The sequence below is a fragment of the Brevibacillus sp. NPDC003359 genome (assembly GCF_042878995.1).
In the GTDB taxonomy this organism is placed as follows: Bacteria; Bacillota; Bacilli; order Brevibacillales; family Brevibacillaceae; genus Brevibacillus.
Genome location: NZ_JBIAOR010000011.1, coordinates 49,464 through 64,804, shown reverse-complemented (window position 1 = coordinate 64,804; position 15,341 = coordinate 49,464). Strand labels below are relative to the sequence as shown.

Genomic DNA, 15,341 nt, shown 5'->3' with positions numbered 1-15,341 from the left:
ATTTGAAGAGGAGGACCTCAAAATTCTCGCCCTATGGCTTTTGGCAATCGGGTATCTGATTCTTGCCTTTACCGAATTGGCAGCGCTTGAGTTTTTTTAAAAATAAAGAGCCGCTCACTTCCAAGCGAAAATGAGCGGCTCTTTGTGTATACATTATGCTACCAAGTCACAAACGGCGGCGAGCCTGGTGCCTGGTGCTGAATTTGTTCCATAATCGGATAACCGTAAGCGAGAATAATCAGAAAGACAACGAGCCCAATCCATACAGGCCAGCGCTCCAAAATTTTTGGAACCTCTTGTGTTGTCTCTGTTTCCGCAATCGGATATTCTGTATTACCCTTTGGTGCGTAGAACGTCAGATACAGCAAGATCAGGATCAAGAGAATCGCGGATACAAACAACAGTCCTCCACCGAAAGCCATCACGCGCTGATAATCCATCCAGCCCAGAGCTAATGGATGATCCATATACGTCGTGTAGTCTGTGCGGCGTGGCGCCCCTTGCAAGCCCATCGTGTGCATGGCGAGGGACATCAAGAGCATTCCTACTGCCCAGAATACAGTTTGCACCATTCCCATCCGATTCGCGGTCTTGGTCAATTGCCGTCCAGTCAATGCTGGAATCAACCAAAAGCTGACCCCGAAGAAGGTGAGCGCAACAGCTGCCCCTACAGTGATGTGGAAGTGACCGGTAACCCAAATCGTATTGTGCACAACCGCGTTAATCTGGTTACTTGCGTTAATAATTCCCCCAGCTCCGCCAGGAATGAAGAACAGCATCCCTACAAATGGAGCAAAGAAGCGCACGTCTGTCCAAGGCAGTTTTTTGAACCAACCGAAAAGTCCAACTCCGCCTTTTTTACGTCCTGTCGTTTCAAAGATGGCAAACATCGAAAATGCTGTCATCAAAGATGGGATTACAACAATCAGCGTCAGTGTAACGTGGATCATTTTCCATGCCGGTGAAATACCTGGCTCCATCAATTGATGGTGGAACCCTACAGGAATCGAGAACAACAGCAAGCATATAAAAGCGAGTCGACTGAGCGAATCACTGAAGACGTGACCGCCAATGATTCTTGGTACACATACATACCACGCCATATAAGCAGGCAAAAGCCAGAAATAAACGAGTGGATGACCGAAAAACCAGAACAATGTACGGCTAAGCATCACGTTAATCGTCGGAACCAGCCCGAGTGACCACGGGATGAGTTGGAACAGAACCTCCACCGCTACAGGAATCGTCGCCGTAATCCACAGGATGTAAGTAATGACCCCCATGTAGAGGAAAAGCGGAGACGTTTTCCCTTTATTTTCGCGTTTCCATTTGCGATAGCTGGCAAAAACCCCGAATCCAGCCAGCCAGCTGCCTACTACGAGCAAGGCAGAGCCAATGTAAAAGTACGGAGATGCTTTCAGTGGTGCATAGAACGTATAAAGGACAGAGGCTTCATTCAACAGAATGGTGACAACAGCCATCAGCGTCCCGACCGTCATGAGAATCCAGCCAGCCCATCCAAATTTCAGAGCGGCTCCGTGCAGGGAACCGCCTGTCGTACGAGCGACTCCTGAGAAAATAAATCCGACGATGAAGTACGTGGTAAAAATAAGTGCCATCAACACGCCATGCGCGGTCAAAATTTGATAGTAATTCGTCCAACTCGGCAGTTCCATGATTCCACCGCGAACCATACCCTGTACCATCCCTGCCAAAGCAGCCAATCCAAATGCAATATAAGCGACCCACACATAGGCCAAACTTAGCTTTGCCGCAGAACGCTGCACTGGAACATGCGGGATTGTATCCTCGACCTTCCTTGCGATTACCATAGGATTCACCTACCTTTATTTCACAATAATCGTGGTCGCCATTACCTGATGACCTGCGCCACAGTATTCGTTACAAAGGATCAAATACTCTCCTGGCTCGTCAAACGTGTGTGTCGCCGAGCTGATATGTCCAGGCAGAACCATGAAGTTGATGTTGGTCTCTGGAATCTGGAATCCGTGAATAACATCTGGACTCGTGACGTGGAAATTCACCGTTGCGCCAACTGGTATCTCCATCTTGGCCGGAGCGAAGCCGAACGCAAATGCCGTCATGTAAGCGTCGTATTCGTTTTCTCCTACCTGTTTCAAGCCTGGTTTATCAAAAGGAGGCGTCTCTGTTACCTTCTCCGGATCAATCATTTCCATATTACTTGGCGGAGCCATCCCCATTGCAAACGCATTGACGCACAATAATACAATAAATAAGGCCAAACCACCTGCGCCGAGCATCAACCAGATTTTTTCATACCGATGCAAATGCATACGTACCCTCCTTTACTTCCACTATTACGCCCTATCCAGGAAAAGCCCGAATACACCCAACCAACCGAATAGAATGATACCCCCGACGATCAGAACCGCGACAAACGTCCCCTTCAAGTCTTCCTGGTTCGTTTGCAGCTTGCTGGATTTTGATTTCTTGTCTTTCGCCGCTTTGTCTACTTGCGTCTCCATCGCGCTCTTCTCCTTTCCACGTGCCTTACAGGCGCGGTGTACATTTCACGCCTTCATTCTACCCCTGGAACCCCTTGGAAGTAATTCGGGGAAATCCCCTAAAATGTTCCGGGAAACCCCTGATTTCGACCGAATTATGACCATTTTCGGTCACAGGTTCGACACAAAAAAAGACGACCCCGTATTGGGATCGTCCGCTAAAAATTTCTTCTATAAAATCTAGTACCTTTCACAGAACAGTAGTAAAATTAAGACAAGTACACAGACACGGCTCTCAAGGGTGGTCGGCTCATCTCCCATGTCGGAAACGGAAGGGGGGTGAGATCGTGGCAATTACTAGCGAAACGTTTACACTCATGCTCCAATTTGGTAGCTTCATTGTTGCCCTTCTTGGACTTGTTGTAGCAATCGTTGTAGCCCTGACCAAAAAGAATGACCGCTCTTGAGCTAGCAGGCACCTGAGCGGTCATAACCCGTTTTAAATTCTGCTGAGCCGATCCCCTTACAGGGTACCGTCTACTGTACGTTAGATCAGAGTGTTCCAGCACTCTGGTCTATTTATTTTAGCCGTAATTTCTTAGCTTTATCATAGCATACGATTTTTCTGTTGACTATATACAACAGATCGTACGCTACTCAAAATCAAGCCAGCCCTTCTTAATCGCATACCGCACCAGATCAGGCCGCGTACGCAGATGGAGCTTTTCCATAATGTGCGCTTTATGCGATTCAACCGTCTTGACGGAAACGGTGAGCTGCTCCGCAATTTCCTTGTTGCTAAAGCCTTTTGCGATCAAGACCAGCACTTCTTTTTCCCGATCAGTCAGGATGTCGTACTTGACCTGCTCCTCTCCGTTCTTGACCATTTGCAGAAATTCCTCGATCAGAGATTTCGTCGCGGACGGATACAAATACGCCATGCCCTGATTGACCGAACGGATCGCCGTGATCAAATCGAGGTCAGGGGCGCTCTTTAAAATATAGCCGGCAGCACCGGCTTGCAGCACGCGAAACAGGTATTCCTCGTCATCATGCATCGTGAGCACAAGCACCTGAATGTCAGGTGCCGTTTCCTTCAATCTGGCCGTTGCCGTCAAGCCGTTTTCCCCAGGCGGCATGCTCAAATCCATCAAGACGACGTCGGGCCGGACTTCCCATGCTTTTTCACATGCTTCTTTTCCGTCAGCTGCATAACCGATGACTTCCATGTCCTCCTGGGCGTTGATCAGCATCCCCAGCCCAGAGCGTACTATCGCATGATCATCAGCGATCAAGACGCGAATGGTCATTCTCTACCCCCTCCTTCGGCACCGGAATTCGGACGATCACTGTCGTACCTTCCTCGGGTGCGGAGCGAATATCAACGGTTCCGCCAAGCAATTGGGCACGCTCCTTCATGCCAAACACACCGAGACCTTTGCCGATGTTCAATGTTTTCTCTACTTCAAACCCTACACCGTCATCCACAATCGTGACGACGATTTCCTTCTCCCTGTTCTCGAACATAATCCCCAGATGGCTCGCCTTTGCATATTTTGCTGTATTGGTCATGGCTTCCTGTACAATTCGGTACAACGCTGTTTCCATCGCAGCGGAGTATCTGCGTTTCTCCCCCTGAACATGCAGCTCCACCTGAATATGGAAAGTCTTTTCCACCCGTTTCATCAACGAGCGTAATGCCGGCAGTAAACCGAGATCATCTAGCGCAGACGGACGCAGCTCCAGCGCCATGCGCTTTACTTCCTCCATCGCCTTAGAAGTCATATTCACCAATTCGGTAACGTGTTGCATAGTCGGTTCACTTAATTCTCTTTGTCTGACGACGTTCAGTCCCACTAAAATACTATAAAGCGCCTGCCCTACGCCATCATGCAGCTCCCGGGCGATGCGCTTTCGTTCTTCTTCTTGTGCTTGAATCGCAAAATTCGTCAGTTTGTACTGGTAACGCTCTTTTTCCACTCGCTGTTGGGCAGACATATCACGCAAAATCATGACCAGCTTCCCTTGTGATTCATCCTCCAGTCTCGCAGAGCTGGCGGCGACAGGGTAATCTACACCCGACTTCGTACGGAGCTTCATCTCGAATGAAGGCATTTGCACGCGCTTAAAAAAGCAATCCGTGCAGCTCGTTTCTTCCATACACGTTGCCATTCCGAGACACAGCTCGCAAATATGTTTATCTCGAATCAACTCTTCTTCTGTCCAGCCCGTCATCTGCTCCAACGCAGCATTGGCCTTTACGATTCGTCCCTCATTATCAATCACCAGGATCGCATCACTGACGTTGGCAAAGATGGACTGCATCAGGGAAAGCACTTCACTCGACGTACCCATGCGCTCCTCCTTTTGAGACAATCATCCTATCGTTATTGTAGAGTTTCCAGAACGGAAAGTGTATCAGGGAATTCCCTGAACATCATTCGGATTGACTTTTTATGAAATTAGAATATTATCTAATTAGATGAATATCAAATTTATTGAGAGGAGTTTTTGAAATGACTAGCACTACTCCGTTTCCACCCCATAGCGCTCGATTGGTTTTTCAGCCCGTCACGGAACATGATTTCCCCGAGTTGCTAACGGTGTACAATTCTAACCCCGATTATATGGAGTTTGCCTTCGGGCAACGAGTTGTCACTATAAAGACAGTAGAAGATGACCATCAAGATAATTTGGCGCTGGCAGACTCCTACAGCTTTTCCTTTCGAGAAATAAATGGAACCGAGCTCATCGGGATCGCCCAGTTCATTTTGCGAAATCCACGAGATGGCCACCCTTGGCTGGGATTAATCATGCTGCACAGTGCATACCAAAATCATGGCTATGCCAAGGAGTTTCTCGATACTTTGATAGGCTGGTACCAGGAGAACGACTATACTTCCCTCCATTTAGCCGTTCTGGAAAAGAACAAGCGCGTCATCCCTTTTTATGAAAAGTACGGCTTTTTCGCCTATGAGGAGCGAGAGCACGAAAAGCTCGGTCCGGTCATCTGTATGGCATATCCTATTCGATCATGACAGGAAGAAATCCGCTGCCTAACAAGCAAGCAGCGGATTAGAAAAAAGGGACGGCAGCTGCCATCCCTTCTCTCACTTATTCTACTACGATTTTCTCAGCCGCAGCGATTGCCGGCAGGCTGCGCGTCATCATTGGGCTATAGAAAGCAAATACTTTGCTGTCTTCTTTCAGTTCTTCTGGCTTGAGTACTTTATTGTCTTTTGCGCTCATAATAACCGTTTTTTCGTTAATCGTTAGCATGATTTTTTCTTGAGATTTTGGTGTAATTGCATGACCCTCTACGAACATTTTGTAGGTTCCTTCTTTGTCAGAGGAGATGCTTGCTACTTTGCCCGCTGTTCCCAATACTTCCTCAGCTTTCAAGCTGTCTTTCACTACGATGCTGATTGCACCGGATTGAGGTGGCAAGCTCATGGTCATGAATTTTTGGGATGTTCCCTCTACTTCCATACCTAGCTTCAAATCTTCTGGCTTCAGTGCTTTTCCTTGTGCATCTGTGATTTTTGTCTCTTCATTCAGATGGAGCATGATGCCTGTTTCATAGCCACCCAGCATCACGGAGTATTGGCCTTTATCGGACTTGGTGATGCTTGTAATGGTACCTGTGCGCACTGGTGCTACATCTTCATCTACGATTTCCTGATCGGGTACATCTACGACGATTTTCTCAGCCACAGCGATTGGCGGCAGGCTGTGCGTCATCGTGGGGCTATAGAAAGCAAATACTTTGCTGTCTGCTGTCAGTTCTTCTGGTACGAGAACTCTATTGTCTTTTGCACTCACAATAACTGTTTCTTCGTTAATCGTCAGCATGACTTTTTCCTGAGAGTTTGGTGTAATCGCACTACCCTCTACGAGCATATTGTAGATCCCCTCTTTGTCAGAGGAAATACTCGTTACTTTTCCTGATGTACCCAATACTTCCTGAGACTTCAGGCTGTCTTTTACTACGATGCTGATCGCACTAGTTTGAGGTGGCAAGCTCGCGGTCATGAATGGTTGGATGCTTCCATCTACCTGCATGCCCAGCTTCAAATCTTCTGGCTTCAAAGCTTTGCCCTCTGCATCTGTAATTTTTGTGTCTTCGGTCAGATGAAGCAAGATGCCCGTCTGGAAGCCGCCTAGCATCACGGAGTATTGACCTTTATCGGATTTGGTGATTTTTGTAATTGTACCCGTGCGAATCGGTGCTACATCTTCATCCATGACTGTCACTGCATCATCCGATACATTCACTTCTGCTTGCAGAATTTCATCTACGAAAGCAACTGGCACATAAGTGCTTCCGTTTATCATACGTGGCTCTGCACCCAGCGTTTTGTACATTTTCGCGTAAGGATAGCGATCCTCACCAGCTTTTGCATAGCTAGAGATTGCACCTTTTTGTACCTCGGCAGCTTGCATTTGGTTGTTCCAGCTCACTTTAAATCCGAGTGATTCGGCAATTGGACGAAGCGGAACAAGTACGGTTTGCTGTCCTTTATCTAAGATCGCCGCTTCTGCGATTGCTTGACCATTTACGTTTACGGAAAATCCTTTTACCGGTTCGGAGGTTGCAGATACCACGCTAGTTCCCAAAACGGCCAGTGCCGCGATTGTCATCATGCCTGTACGGATTGTTTTCATGTTGTTTACGCCTCCAATGTTCTTGCTTGTTTTGGTGTGTCTATTCATTGGACGACGCCATTTCAAAAACGTTTCAAAAGAATTTTCATAGATGTGTAAAACGTTCTTGTATAAGCGAAAAACATCACGGCTGGCTTGGGTTTTCGTTGTTTCGTAGCATCGGCACATCGGGCTTTCCAGACGGGTTGTTGTACAAATAAGCAGGCACCTTGCCGACAATCAGCGCCTCGGAGACCGGGATTTGTGTGGTGACTGTCTGTTGCTTGGTCGCAAACGGGATAATGACCCGCAAATCAACCTCGACGTGAATGTAGACAGTCACCAGCACCATGTTGATCCCAGCTTGCTTCAGGCCTGTTTCCAGCTTCGTTTTGACGGCACCAATCGGAACGAAGGTCACCGGAATATCAGGCCCAATGTGCTCCAGAAAGACGTTTTTGGTAGCCAAGCCTAGTGGGATGGTCGTCTGGACATGCTCCTGCTCGAATTCCTTCAAGCGATTTTGGATACGGGCGGTCGTTTCCCCCACAATCCGGGAATACTCTTTGAAGTTAAAATTCACCGCTTTGATGCTGCCATTCTCGTCCTTTTCCATGATGACAACTTCGTTGACGTCGACACCCTGCTGGGACATGCGTTTGGTGACTGCATCGGTAATGGCGAGCTTGGCGACCTGCTCTGCCTTGGCCTGGGCGATCACCATCAACGTCGGCTCTACCCTGCGTTCCACAACGATAAACAAAACGATGAATATCACAATGATCATCAGTATTCCGGCAAAAATTCGCCTTCTACGTCTTTTCCATCCTCCCCTTCTCAAGCGCACGATGGCTCCCTCTCCCCTTTTGCGGCTCGGTTAGTCAGGACGAACCGTACGCATAGCTGGGCGTTTCTCTTTGCTTGTGCGCTGTCTGCCGCTGGTAAGCACCCCACCGATTCCCGCGACAAATGTAGGAACTCCCGCCGCGACCAAAATTAATGCCCAATCGCGCAGATTTAAATCCGTTGTTTTGAAGATCGGCTGGAGTGCATCCATGTATACGACACCGATCACGAGCACAATCGACGACAGCACGGCCCAGACGAGATATTTATTTTCAAATACATTACGGTGAAATACGCTGTATTGACTCCGGCAATCGAAAACGTGAATCAGCTGCGCCATAACCAACGTGACGAAAGCGACGGTCTGGGCATGCACCAGATCATTCGGATTCTCTTTGAGAGTCAGCCAGAATGCCAAGAGCGTCATCACCCCGATGAGAAAGCCACGGCTAATAATTTTCCAGCCCAATCCTCGGCTGAATATGTTTTCTGCCTTGTTACGCGGCTTCTGATACATCGTGTCTTTCTCCGCCTGATCGACGCCCAGTGCCATTGCCGGTAAGCCATCCGTCACGAGATTGACCCACAAGATCTGGATCGGCACCAAAGGCAAAGGAAGCCCGAGGAGCATGGCAAAAAACATGACGAGAATCTCACCTACGTTAGACGCCAGCAAATAGCGGATGAATTTTCGAATGTTGTCATAGATGTTGCGGCCTTCCTCAACGGCAGCGACAATCGTGGCGAAGTTATCGTCGCGCAGCACGAGATCGGCTGCTTCCTTCGTCACATCTGTACCAGTAATCCCCATCGCGATCCCAATGTCTGAGGTCTTGATCGCAGGAGCATCGTTGACACCGTCTCCGGTCATGGCGACAACATGTCCTTGGTTTTGCAGGGCACGGACGATCCGCAGCTTGTGTTCAGGAGACACACGGGCGTAGACAGTCACTCGCTCCACATACCCTGCGAGCTGCTCATCTGACATGTTGTCCAGCTCACGTCCCTCCAGCACTTCTCCGTATCCACGGGTCAAGCCAATCTGCCGAGCGATTGCTTCTGCTGTCACCTTGTGGTCACCTGTAATCATGACCGTCTTGATTCCTGCTTGATGGCACAGATTGATTGCTGGACGCACCTCTTCACGCGGCGGGTCGATCATCCCGGCCAATCCGACGAAGACGAGGTTGTTTTCCAAGGAGCCGATCGGCTGTCCCGAACGATAGCCTTGCAGCGTCTTATAGGCGAAGCCCAGTACGCGCAGCGCTTTGCCAGCCATCCGTTCCGTTTGCTCTAGTACTTGGTGACGAAGTGTCGCGGAGAGTGGAATGAGCTCTCCCTTCCACAAAATGTGTGTCGATCTCGCCATCAATGCCTCCGCCGCGCCTTTCGTCAGCAGGGAATACACACCGTCCGTTCCCTTTTCGACGATCGACATCATTTTGCGGTCAGAGTCAAAAGGGAGCTCCTCCACACGCTGGCCCTGACTTTTCTGGTTGCTACGCTCTGTATTGCCGCCCAACGCCTTCGCCGCAAGCACCTTGAGAGCACCTTCTGTCGGGTCGCCTACGACTTGCCAAAAGCGTGACGTCTTGCCCATCCCGAGCAGATTGCGCGCGCTTTGCTCCTCGCATGTTAAACGGGCGTTGTTGCATCGGTCTGCGATTCGGATCATTTGCGAGAGTGCTCCGTCACGGGCGGGCGATACCATTTTCCCTAGATAGTGAAAGGCTCCCTCTGGTGCGTAGCCACTGCCGCTCACCTCATACGTGGAATCGCTGTGCCACACTTGGGTAACCGTCATTTTATTTTGAGTAAGGGTCCCTGTTTTATCGGAGCAAATGACAGAAGCGCAACCCAATGTCTCGACCGAGGGGAGCTTACGTACGATCGCATTGCGGCGGATCATTCGCTGGACGCCAAGCGCAAGCGCAACAGTCACAATCGCCGGCAAGCCTTCCGGAATCGCCGCCACTGCAAGACTCACCCCGGCGAGGAACATCGTAAACAGCTCATGACCATGCCACACACCAGCCGCGATGACTACAATCGTCAACAACAGTGCAACGACCACGAGAATTTTGCCCATTTGCTCCAATCGCAGCTGCAAAGGGGTTTCTGCTTCTTCCGCTGTATTCATCAAGTGCGCGATTTTCCCGATTTCCGTGCCCATCCCTGTCGCTACCACGATGCCGCTCCCTGTTCCTCCAGTCACCATCGTGCCCATGAACGCGAGATTCTTTTGGTCGCCAAGCGGTACAGTGGACGCCTGGGCTGTCTCCAGTCTTTTCACGTTTTTTCCGACGGGGACAGACTCCCCTGTCAACGCAGACTCCTCCACCTCCAACCGATTGGCCGAAAGTAAACGTAAATCTGCGGGAACACGGTCCCCGGCCTCCAATTGCACCAGATCACCAGGTACCAGCCGCGACGCCGGTATCATGGATATGTGCCCGCCCCTGATGACGCGCGCCATCGGGGATGCCAGCTCCTTTAGCGCTTGCAAGGATCGCTCAGCCTTGGCCTCCTGAATAAAACCGAGGATACCGTTAATGAGGATGATCGCGATAATCGCAATCGCATCCAGGTACTCTCCGAGGAAGTACGAAATCAGTGTCGCGATGAACAGGATGAGTACCATAAAATCCTTGAACTGATCAACAAAGACCGAGTAGAGAGGCTTTCGCTTTTGTTCAGCCAACTGGTTGGCACCTTGTTTAGCCAGTCGCCGCTCCGCCTCCTGCTGAGTCAACCCTTGCGCAGCATCACTATGAAGGGCTTCGGTCACGTCGGCCGCCGCCAGCGTGTACCATTTTCGAATTGGCTGTGTATCCACCTACATCTCCTCCATCCACTTCTCACTCCTTTTCATGTGTATGCAGACGAGCTAGAAAATAAAACAACCCGTCCATTTATCTGGACGGGTCTGTGATTTGGTTTGTCGGTTATTTCAAGCTTTTGGCTACACCAATGCAAATCAACAAAATCGGAGGCAACCAGGTGAGTCGCGTCAACCAGCTAGCTTTTCCTGCGCGCCTGCCTAGGGCAATTCCTACCACAAGAAGCAAGGCACCCATCACCGCGATACAGAGAGCGACGATCAGTGGCGAGTATCCCAAAAACGTAAGGCTGATGCCTGCGCCGAAAGCATCCAAAGACAGGGCAAGCCCTAACATGACGGCCTCCCAGCCCATAATATGCCCAGAACGGTCAGCATCGGCTTTGGACGGATCTTTTAAAATCTGAATCATGACACCAAAAATGCGGAACTGCGACAATAAAACGATGGGTTCCTGCTCTTCCTGTTTTTCTGCGGCTACAACGGCTTCGCTGCTCGCAGCGCTAGACTCCTGAACCTCTGTTCCCGACCGTGTCGCAATGAGCCGCCATAGTGTAAACAAACCCATGAGGATCAAGACTGCGGCACCAATATACTTACCAATCTCGGGTGTTAACCATTCGGTGAGGGATGAGCCTACGAGCATGACACCATATACAACAGCAAACGAACATCCAGAAACGACGACGAGTGACAAAAAGGGCATTCTCATGTTCCGTAAACCATACGTCAATCCTACACTGACACTGTCCATGCTGATGGCCAGGGAAACGAGCAGGAGTGCGAGCCATCCGCTCATATGTGGTCACCTCTTTCCCCATTGCCTATTAGGTATACGCGAAAAGCTCTGCTAATGTGCCAACAAATCATTGCCATCTCGTTTGGAAACTGCTACCATTAAATTAAACAAAGTTTAAAACATTGTTTGACAAAATAATTTACTTCCAATAAAAAGGAGGTCAGTCATGTCACCAGTAGATAAAATCAGCGAAACGAAAACGAAAATTTTGCAATCGACACTGGATTTGATCAAGATGGAGGGCTTCGAGAGTGTGACGGTGCGGAAAATCGCAGCGGATTCCGGTACCAACGTAGCTTTGGTTAACTACTATTTCGGTTCCAAGGATAAGCTCATCAATGAAGCCCTCAGTGCTTTTCTAGGCAGCTTTACTGCTACATTTGATATCTTGGACAACACATCCCTGCTTCCCCAAGAACGACTCAAGCAGTTTTTAATGAGCTACGTCCAGATCATCCAGCAATATCCCGAGTTGGTTACGCGAATCTTCTCGCTTGGTGGTGCTGTCTTTACCTCTCAATATGAGTACGGCCAATTTCTAAAAAGCATCGGGTTTGTGAAGATTGAGGGAGTTTTGAAGGAAATAACCCATGAAGAAAACCATGAGATTCTCATGATGATGATCATGCAGCTGTTCGGAGCGATATTTCTGCCAGCCTTGCTCAAGTCGATATTGTCTACAGGCGCTGGCATCGAGGTCGCTTCCGTAGAGCAACAGATTGATTTGTTATTCGCACGCTATTTTCATGAAAAATAGGAAATAGGGGGAGAAACAGATGGGCTTTTTGCGAAAATATTGGTCTGACCTCGGTGTGTTGGTGGCAGTAGGCGTTGGTCTGTATGTCATGCTGCAATGGAGCACCATTCCTGCTATCGAGAGACTGTTGTGGCTGAGCTTCATCGCCATCCTTGTTCATCAATATGAAGAGTACCGGTGGCCAGGGTATTTTGCCGGACTGTTTAATGGTTTGATTTTCAAAAGCAGCCATCCAGAGAGATACCCGCTGAATCCACAGTCTGCGATGATCATCAACCTCGTCATTGCCTATATCTTTTATCTGGTTCCCGTCTTCTTCCCGACGGTCGTCTGGCTCGGTTTGGCACCGATTCTCATGGGCTTTTTCCAGTTTATCTGGCATGGAATTTTTGCGAATCTAAAAGCGACAACGCTCTACAATCCGGGCTTGTTCGCCGTGATTTTCCTCCACATTCCGATCGGGGTATGGTATATCCGGCACATCATCTCCACTGGCATGGTAACCACATCAGACTGGATCATCGGGACGATCTACTTCATCGTTGCGGTGTACATTCTTATTGTGAAAGGTAATATGTGGCTGAAGGACGAAAATTCGCGTTATACCTTTACTCGCCAACAGTTGGGACCGTACGTTCACAAATCATAAAAAATCAGCTCCTGTGATGAAAAAGAAGAGGCCCCTGTCGGCCTCTTCCCTGTTTTTGCACTATTTGATTTCAAAAGGTACTTCCCACTTCACGTCATGTTCCACCATAAAGGTAGCGTAGGATACCGTGAGCTTTTTCGGTTGCTTTTCCAGACCAATAATATCCAGCTTTCCTTTGATATGCACTCTACCATCTTTGTCTCTGGTACTGGTTGTTTCCAGACGAGTGGGGTAACTCTCACCATTTTCATCTATTACCTTCCAATAGTCGGTTTCAACTACGTCATTTCCCAGCTTACCCTCTATTGTCATTGCAGCCCTCGCTTCCATGTCACCGCTAGCGGGCTCCAATGCAAAGGAGGAGAACGTAAAGGTACTGCCTGCTTCATCCTGTAAAGTCGCTGCTTCCTTGTTTAGTTCTGCTGGAACCAGATCGACTTTGACTTTGGAAGAAGAGCTTTTCATTTCATATATTTTTCTGAGCTGAAGCGTTAGCTTTTGTTCACCCTGTATCGGGCCAAAAGTATGCCACCACTTCTGGCTATGGTCACCTTGTCGTTCTCCTATAATTCCAGGTATACTGAGCACGTTTTTCTCCTTCGCTATCCCCTCATCCAACAATGACTTATCCCGAGCAGCTACAACATCCCCTTTTTCGTTTGTAATTTCGAACGCAATATCGTTTCCCGATAAAATGGGAACCTGCCTTTTTTCCATTGTTTTGACTCGCGCGCCTTCGCGGGTTATCTCTTCTCGCTCCTCTTCAATTTCTACATAAGCTGATTTTGCAAGAGTCGTCTCTAGCATGACGCGGGTCGCACTCGGAGAAAATTCGATTTTTTCAAGTTCAATCTCCATGCCCAGTGGTGATTGAAAATCTGTATCTTGGAAAACAACCGTTTTGGTCGCTTCCTTGGCTTTCTTCATGTCGATCGGAATTTCCAATGACCATTTTCCACTTTTCCCAGCGATTTCTGTCAGTTCTAATTTCAAAGTTAACTCATTCGGAGTAGCTTCGACAGATTCAAAGATAGTGTTTAAGGACTGCTCTGCGATAAAATACTTTCCGTAAGCTCCCCAACCTGGCTCCTCTTCCTCCAACCAATTTTTTTCGGTTGAATCGATCAGATACGCATCCAAACCACTTTTACTGATTTGTTTGCCGTTTTGGTCGTACACATCATAGATAACCGCGATCCTCATCGAGTCTGCCATCACCTCTTTTGCTTCAAACGTAATCCCTTGATCGGTTACCTTTTGATCTAACTTTTGGACAAAGCCTTTATTAACAGCATTTTTCATACCCGCATCCTTCTCAATCTGGAACAAGCTGTTCACATAATTCGCAAACGTCGGTGATACAACGGTTCCTGTTACCACCAATGCCGTAAGTCCTGCTACTACTAGTCCTGTCTTCTTCACAATATCCCAGCCCCTTTGTCTTCTGGTTCGGGAGGAGCGCTTCCGTGCCGTACGTGCGGGAACCGCTTCGAACAGTTTACTCATGACCTCGTCCGTAAACGTATCGGGTACAGGAACTTCCGGATAGGCGGAAAATTCCTCTTCCAGCATGTGATCTACCCACTCTTGCAGCTTTCTTTGGCATTGTGGGCATTGTTCTGCATGCTGCTCCAATCCTTTGCTTTCGGAAGGAGAGAGCTCGCCATTGACATATAGCTTCCATTGATTAAACATGAAGCATATCATAAACATCTCCCCCTCCCATCGTTTTCGTCAGGCTCTTCTTCATCTCTTTACGAGCACGGAACAAACGCATTTGAACGGCGCTCTCCGTTAGAGACAATCGTTCGCTGATTTCCCGATACGACAGACGCTGCAAGTAGTGCAGGACGAACACCTCGCGATACTCTTCATCCAGCAGCATGATACTGCGTTCCAGCTGGGTGTCCCGTTCCTTGTATAACAGGGCGGTTTCTGGTGTCTCTGGATCAACGATCTGTTCTTCTACGATAGCGGTCTGCTCCGTCCTTTTGCGTCTTCGCATTTCATCGAGACAGTGATTGCTCGCGATTCGATACAGCCATGAAGAAAACTTGCGCTCAGGCCGATAGTCTTTCAATAGGTAAAAGGTTTTGGTAAACACGTCTTGAGCCAAATCCTGTGCGTCAGGCATGTTACCGATCATTTTGTACAAGTAGGTAACGATTTTGCCCTTGTACCTGTCGATAATCTGGCTGTACAACTGATGATTGCCAGCCTGGATTTGCTCGATCAATTCCCGATCGTCCAGCATTTTTTACTACTCCTCCATCTATCAGCGATCAGCCTTTGGGGAATGCTGCGCAGCTTCCGTTTTGGTT

At 48.7% G+C, this 15,341-nt stretch carries 15 protein-coding genes; 4 read left to right on the top strand and 11 right to left on the bottom strand.

The window, feature by feature from the left end; translation table 11 throughout:
- Positions 1 to 158: 158 nt before the first annotated feature.
- Genes ACFYU8_RS22310 through ACFYU8_RS22300 form a run of 3 tightly spaced genes read right to left on the bottom strand, consistent with a single transcriptional unit; the run spans position 159 to position 2,507 of the window.
- The gene (locus ACFYU8_RS22310) at positions 159 to 1,832 is read right to left on the bottom strand and encodes a b(o/a)3-type cytochrome-c oxidase subunit 1 (protein WP_390303915.1); all 1,674 of its coding nucleotides are present in this window, start codon (positions 1,830 to 1,832) and stop codon (positions 159 to 161) included.
- 15 nt (positions 1,833 to 1,847) lie between these two features.
- Positions 1,848 to 2,315 carry a cytochrome c oxidase subunit II gene (locus tag ACFYU8_RS22305; RefSeq protein WP_390303913.1) on the bottom strand — a complete coding sequence of 156 codons (468 nt, stop codon included), beginning with the start codon at positions 2,313 to 2,315 and terminating at the stop codon, positions 1,848 to 1,850.
- Between the two features lie 24 nt (positions 2,316 to 2,339).
- The gene (locus ACFYU8_RS22300) at positions 2,340 to 2,507 is read right to left on the bottom strand and encodes a cytochrome c oxidase subunit 2A (RefSeq protein ID WP_390303911.1); all 168 of its coding nucleotides are present in this window, start codon (positions 2,505 to 2,507) and stop codon (positions 2,340 to 2,342) included.
- Between the two features lie 326 nt (positions 2,508 to 2,833).
- Between ACFYU8_RS22300 and ACFYU8_RS22295 the strand changes: the two genes are divergently transcribed.
- Complete coding sequence (locus ACFYU8_RS22295; RefSeq protein WP_390303909.1) at positions 2,834 to 2,953, top strand: putative holin-like toxin; 120 nt, start codon at positions 2,834 to 2,836, stop codon at positions 2,951 to 2,953.
- A 186-nt stretch (positions 2,954 to 3,139) separates the two neighbouring features.
- Here the strand turns inward: ACFYU8_RS22295 and ACFYU8_RS22290 are convergent, their stop codons facing one another.
- Together ACFYU8_RS22290 and ACFYU8_RS22285 are read right to left on the bottom strand one after the other, a co-directional pair.
- On the bottom strand, positions 3,140 to 3,796 hold the full coding sequence (locus ACFYU8_RS22290) for a response regulator transcription factor (RefSeq protein WP_390303907.1): 657 nt from the start codon (positions 3,794 to 3,796) through the stop codon (positions 3,140 to 3,142).
- Positions 3,771 to 4,841 carry a PAS domain-containing sensor histidine kinase gene (locus tag ACFYU8_RS22285; RefSeq protein WP_390303905.1) on the bottom strand — a complete coding sequence of 357 codons (1,071 nt, stop codon included), beginning with the start codon at positions 4,839 to 4,841 and terminating at the stop codon, positions 3,771 to 3,773. The genes ACFYU8_RS22290 and ACFYU8_RS22285 overlap by 26 nt, the downstream gene beginning before the upstream one ends.
- A gap of 161 nt (positions 4,842 to 5,002) precedes the next feature.
- On the opposite strand from ACFYU8_RS22285, the gene ACFYU8_RS22280 reads away from it, so the two are divergent.
- Entirely contained in the window at positions 5,003 to 5,524 is a 522-nt protein-coding gene (locus ACFYU8_RS22280; protein WP_390303903.1) for a GNAT family N-acetyltransferase, read from the top strand.
- 76 nt (positions 5,525 to 5,600) lie between these two features.
- Here ACFYU8_RS22280 and ACFYU8_RS22275 read toward each other — a convergent pair whose 3' ends face one another.
- The 4 genes from ACFYU8_RS22275 to ytaF form a co-directional block, all read right to left on the bottom strand.
- Entirely contained in the window at positions 5,601 to 7,151 is a 1,551-nt protein-coding gene (locus ACFYU8_RS22275) for a copper amine oxidase N-terminal domain-containing protein (protein WP_390303901.1), read from the bottom strand.
- A 124-nt stretch (positions 7,152 to 7,275) separates the two neighbouring features.
- Positions 7,276 to 7,977: a sporulation protein YunB gene (gene yunB, locus ACFYU8_RS22270; RefSeq protein ID WP_390303899.1), complete on the bottom strand. Its 702-nt coding sequence runs from the start codon at positions 7,975 to 7,977 to the stop codon at positions 7,276 to 7,278.
- A gap of 30 nt (positions 7,978 to 8,007) precedes the next feature.
- The gene (locus tag ACFYU8_RS22265; RefSeq protein ID WP_390303897.1) at positions 8,008 to 10,812 is read right to left on the bottom strand and encodes a calcium-translocating P-type ATPase, SERCA-type; all 2,805 of its coding nucleotides are present in this window, start codon (positions 10,810 to 10,812) and stop codon (positions 8,008 to 8,010) included.
- 109 nt (positions 10,813 to 10,921) lie between these two features.
- Positions 10,922 to 11,614, bottom strand: coding sequence for a sporulation membrane protein YtaF (gene ytaF / locus ACFYU8_RS22260; protein WP_390303895.1), 693 nt, complete (start codon positions 11,612 to 11,614; stop codon positions 10,922 to 10,924).
- Between the two features lie 166 nt (positions 11,615 to 11,780).
- Here ytaF and ACFYU8_RS22255 point away from each other — a divergent pair, with 166 nt between their 5' ends.
- Both ACFYU8_RS22255 and ACFYU8_RS22250 read left to right on the top strand, forming a co-directional pair.
- Complete coding sequence (locus ACFYU8_RS22255) at positions 11,781 to 12,371, top strand: TetR/AcrR family transcriptional regulator (protein ID WP_390303893.1); 591 nt, start codon at positions 11,781 to 11,783, stop codon at positions 12,369 to 12,371.
- Positions 12,372 to 12,390: 19 nt separating this feature from the next.
- A complete protein-coding gene (locus ACFYU8_RS22250; RefSeq protein ID WP_390303891.1) occupies positions 12,391 to 13,020 on the top strand; it encodes an HXXEE domain-containing protein in 630 nt (209 codons plus the stop codon).
- A gap of 60 nt (positions 13,021 to 13,080) precedes the next feature.
- Here the strand turns inward: ACFYU8_RS22250 and ACFYU8_RS22245 are convergent, their stop codons facing one another.
- Positions 13,081 to 14,727, bottom strand: coding sequence for a DUF4179 domain-containing protein (locus tag ACFYU8_RS22245; RefSeq protein ID WP_390303889.1), 1,647 nt, complete (start codon positions 14,725 to 14,727; stop codon positions 13,081 to 13,083).
- Positions 14,708 to 15,274, bottom strand: coding sequence for an RNA polymerase sigma factor (locus tag ACFYU8_RS22240; RefSeq protein WP_390303887.1), 567 nt, complete (start codon positions 15,272 to 15,274; stop codon positions 14,708 to 14,710). The genes ACFYU8_RS22245 and ACFYU8_RS22240 overlap by 20 nt, the downstream gene beginning before the upstream one ends.
- Between the last annotated feature and the right edge of the window lie 67 nt (positions 15,275 to 15,341).

Coding starts and splice junctions, on each gene's coding strand:
- ACFYU8_RS22310 (WP_390303915.1), bottom strand. CDS start 1,832: ATGGTAATCGCAAGGAAGGTCGAGGATACAATCCCGCATGTTCCAGTG.
- ACFYU8_RS22280 (WP_390303903.1), top strand. CDS start 5,003: ATGACTAGCACTACTCCGTTTCCACCCCATAGCGCTCGATTGGTTTTT.
- ACFYU8_RS22305 (WP_390303913.1), bottom strand. CDS start 2,315: ATGCATTTGCATCGGTATGAAAAAATCTGGTTGATGCTCGGCGCAGGT.
- ACFYU8_RS22290 (WP_390303907.1), bottom strand. CDS start 3,796: ATGACCATTCGCGTCTTGATCGCTGATGATCATGCGATAGTACGCTCT.
- ytaF (WP_390303895.1), bottom strand. CDS start 11,614: ATGAGCGGATGGCTCGCACTCCTGCTCGTTTCCCTGGCCATCAGCATG.
- ACFYU8_RS22240 (WP_390303887.1), bottom strand. CDS start 15,274: ATGCTGGACGATCGGGAATTGATCGAGCAAATCCAGGCTGGCAATCAT.
- ACFYU8_RS22255 (WP_390303893.1), top strand. CDS start 11,781: ATGTCACCAGTAGATAAAATCAGCGAAACGAAAACGAAAATTTTGCAA.
- ACFYU8_RS22285 (WP_390303905.1), bottom strand. CDS start 4,841: ATGGGTACGTCGAGTGAAGTGCTTTCCCTGATGCAGTCCATCTTTGCC.
- ACFYU8_RS22275 (WP_390303901.1), bottom strand. CDS start 7,151: ATGAAAACAATCCGTACAGGCATGATGACAATCGCGGCACTGGCCGTT.
- ACFYU8_RS22300 (WP_390303911.1), bottom strand. CDS start 2,507: ATGGAGACGCAAGTAGACAAAGCGGCGAAAGACAAGAAATCAAAATCC.
- ACFYU8_RS22250 (WP_390303891.1), top strand. CDS start 12,391: ATGGGCTTTTTGCGAAAATATTGGTCTGACCTCGGTGTGTTGGTGGCA.
- ACFYU8_RS22245 (WP_390303889.1), bottom strand. CDS start 14,727: ATGATATGCTTCATGTTTAATCAATGGAAGCTATATGTCAATGGCGAG.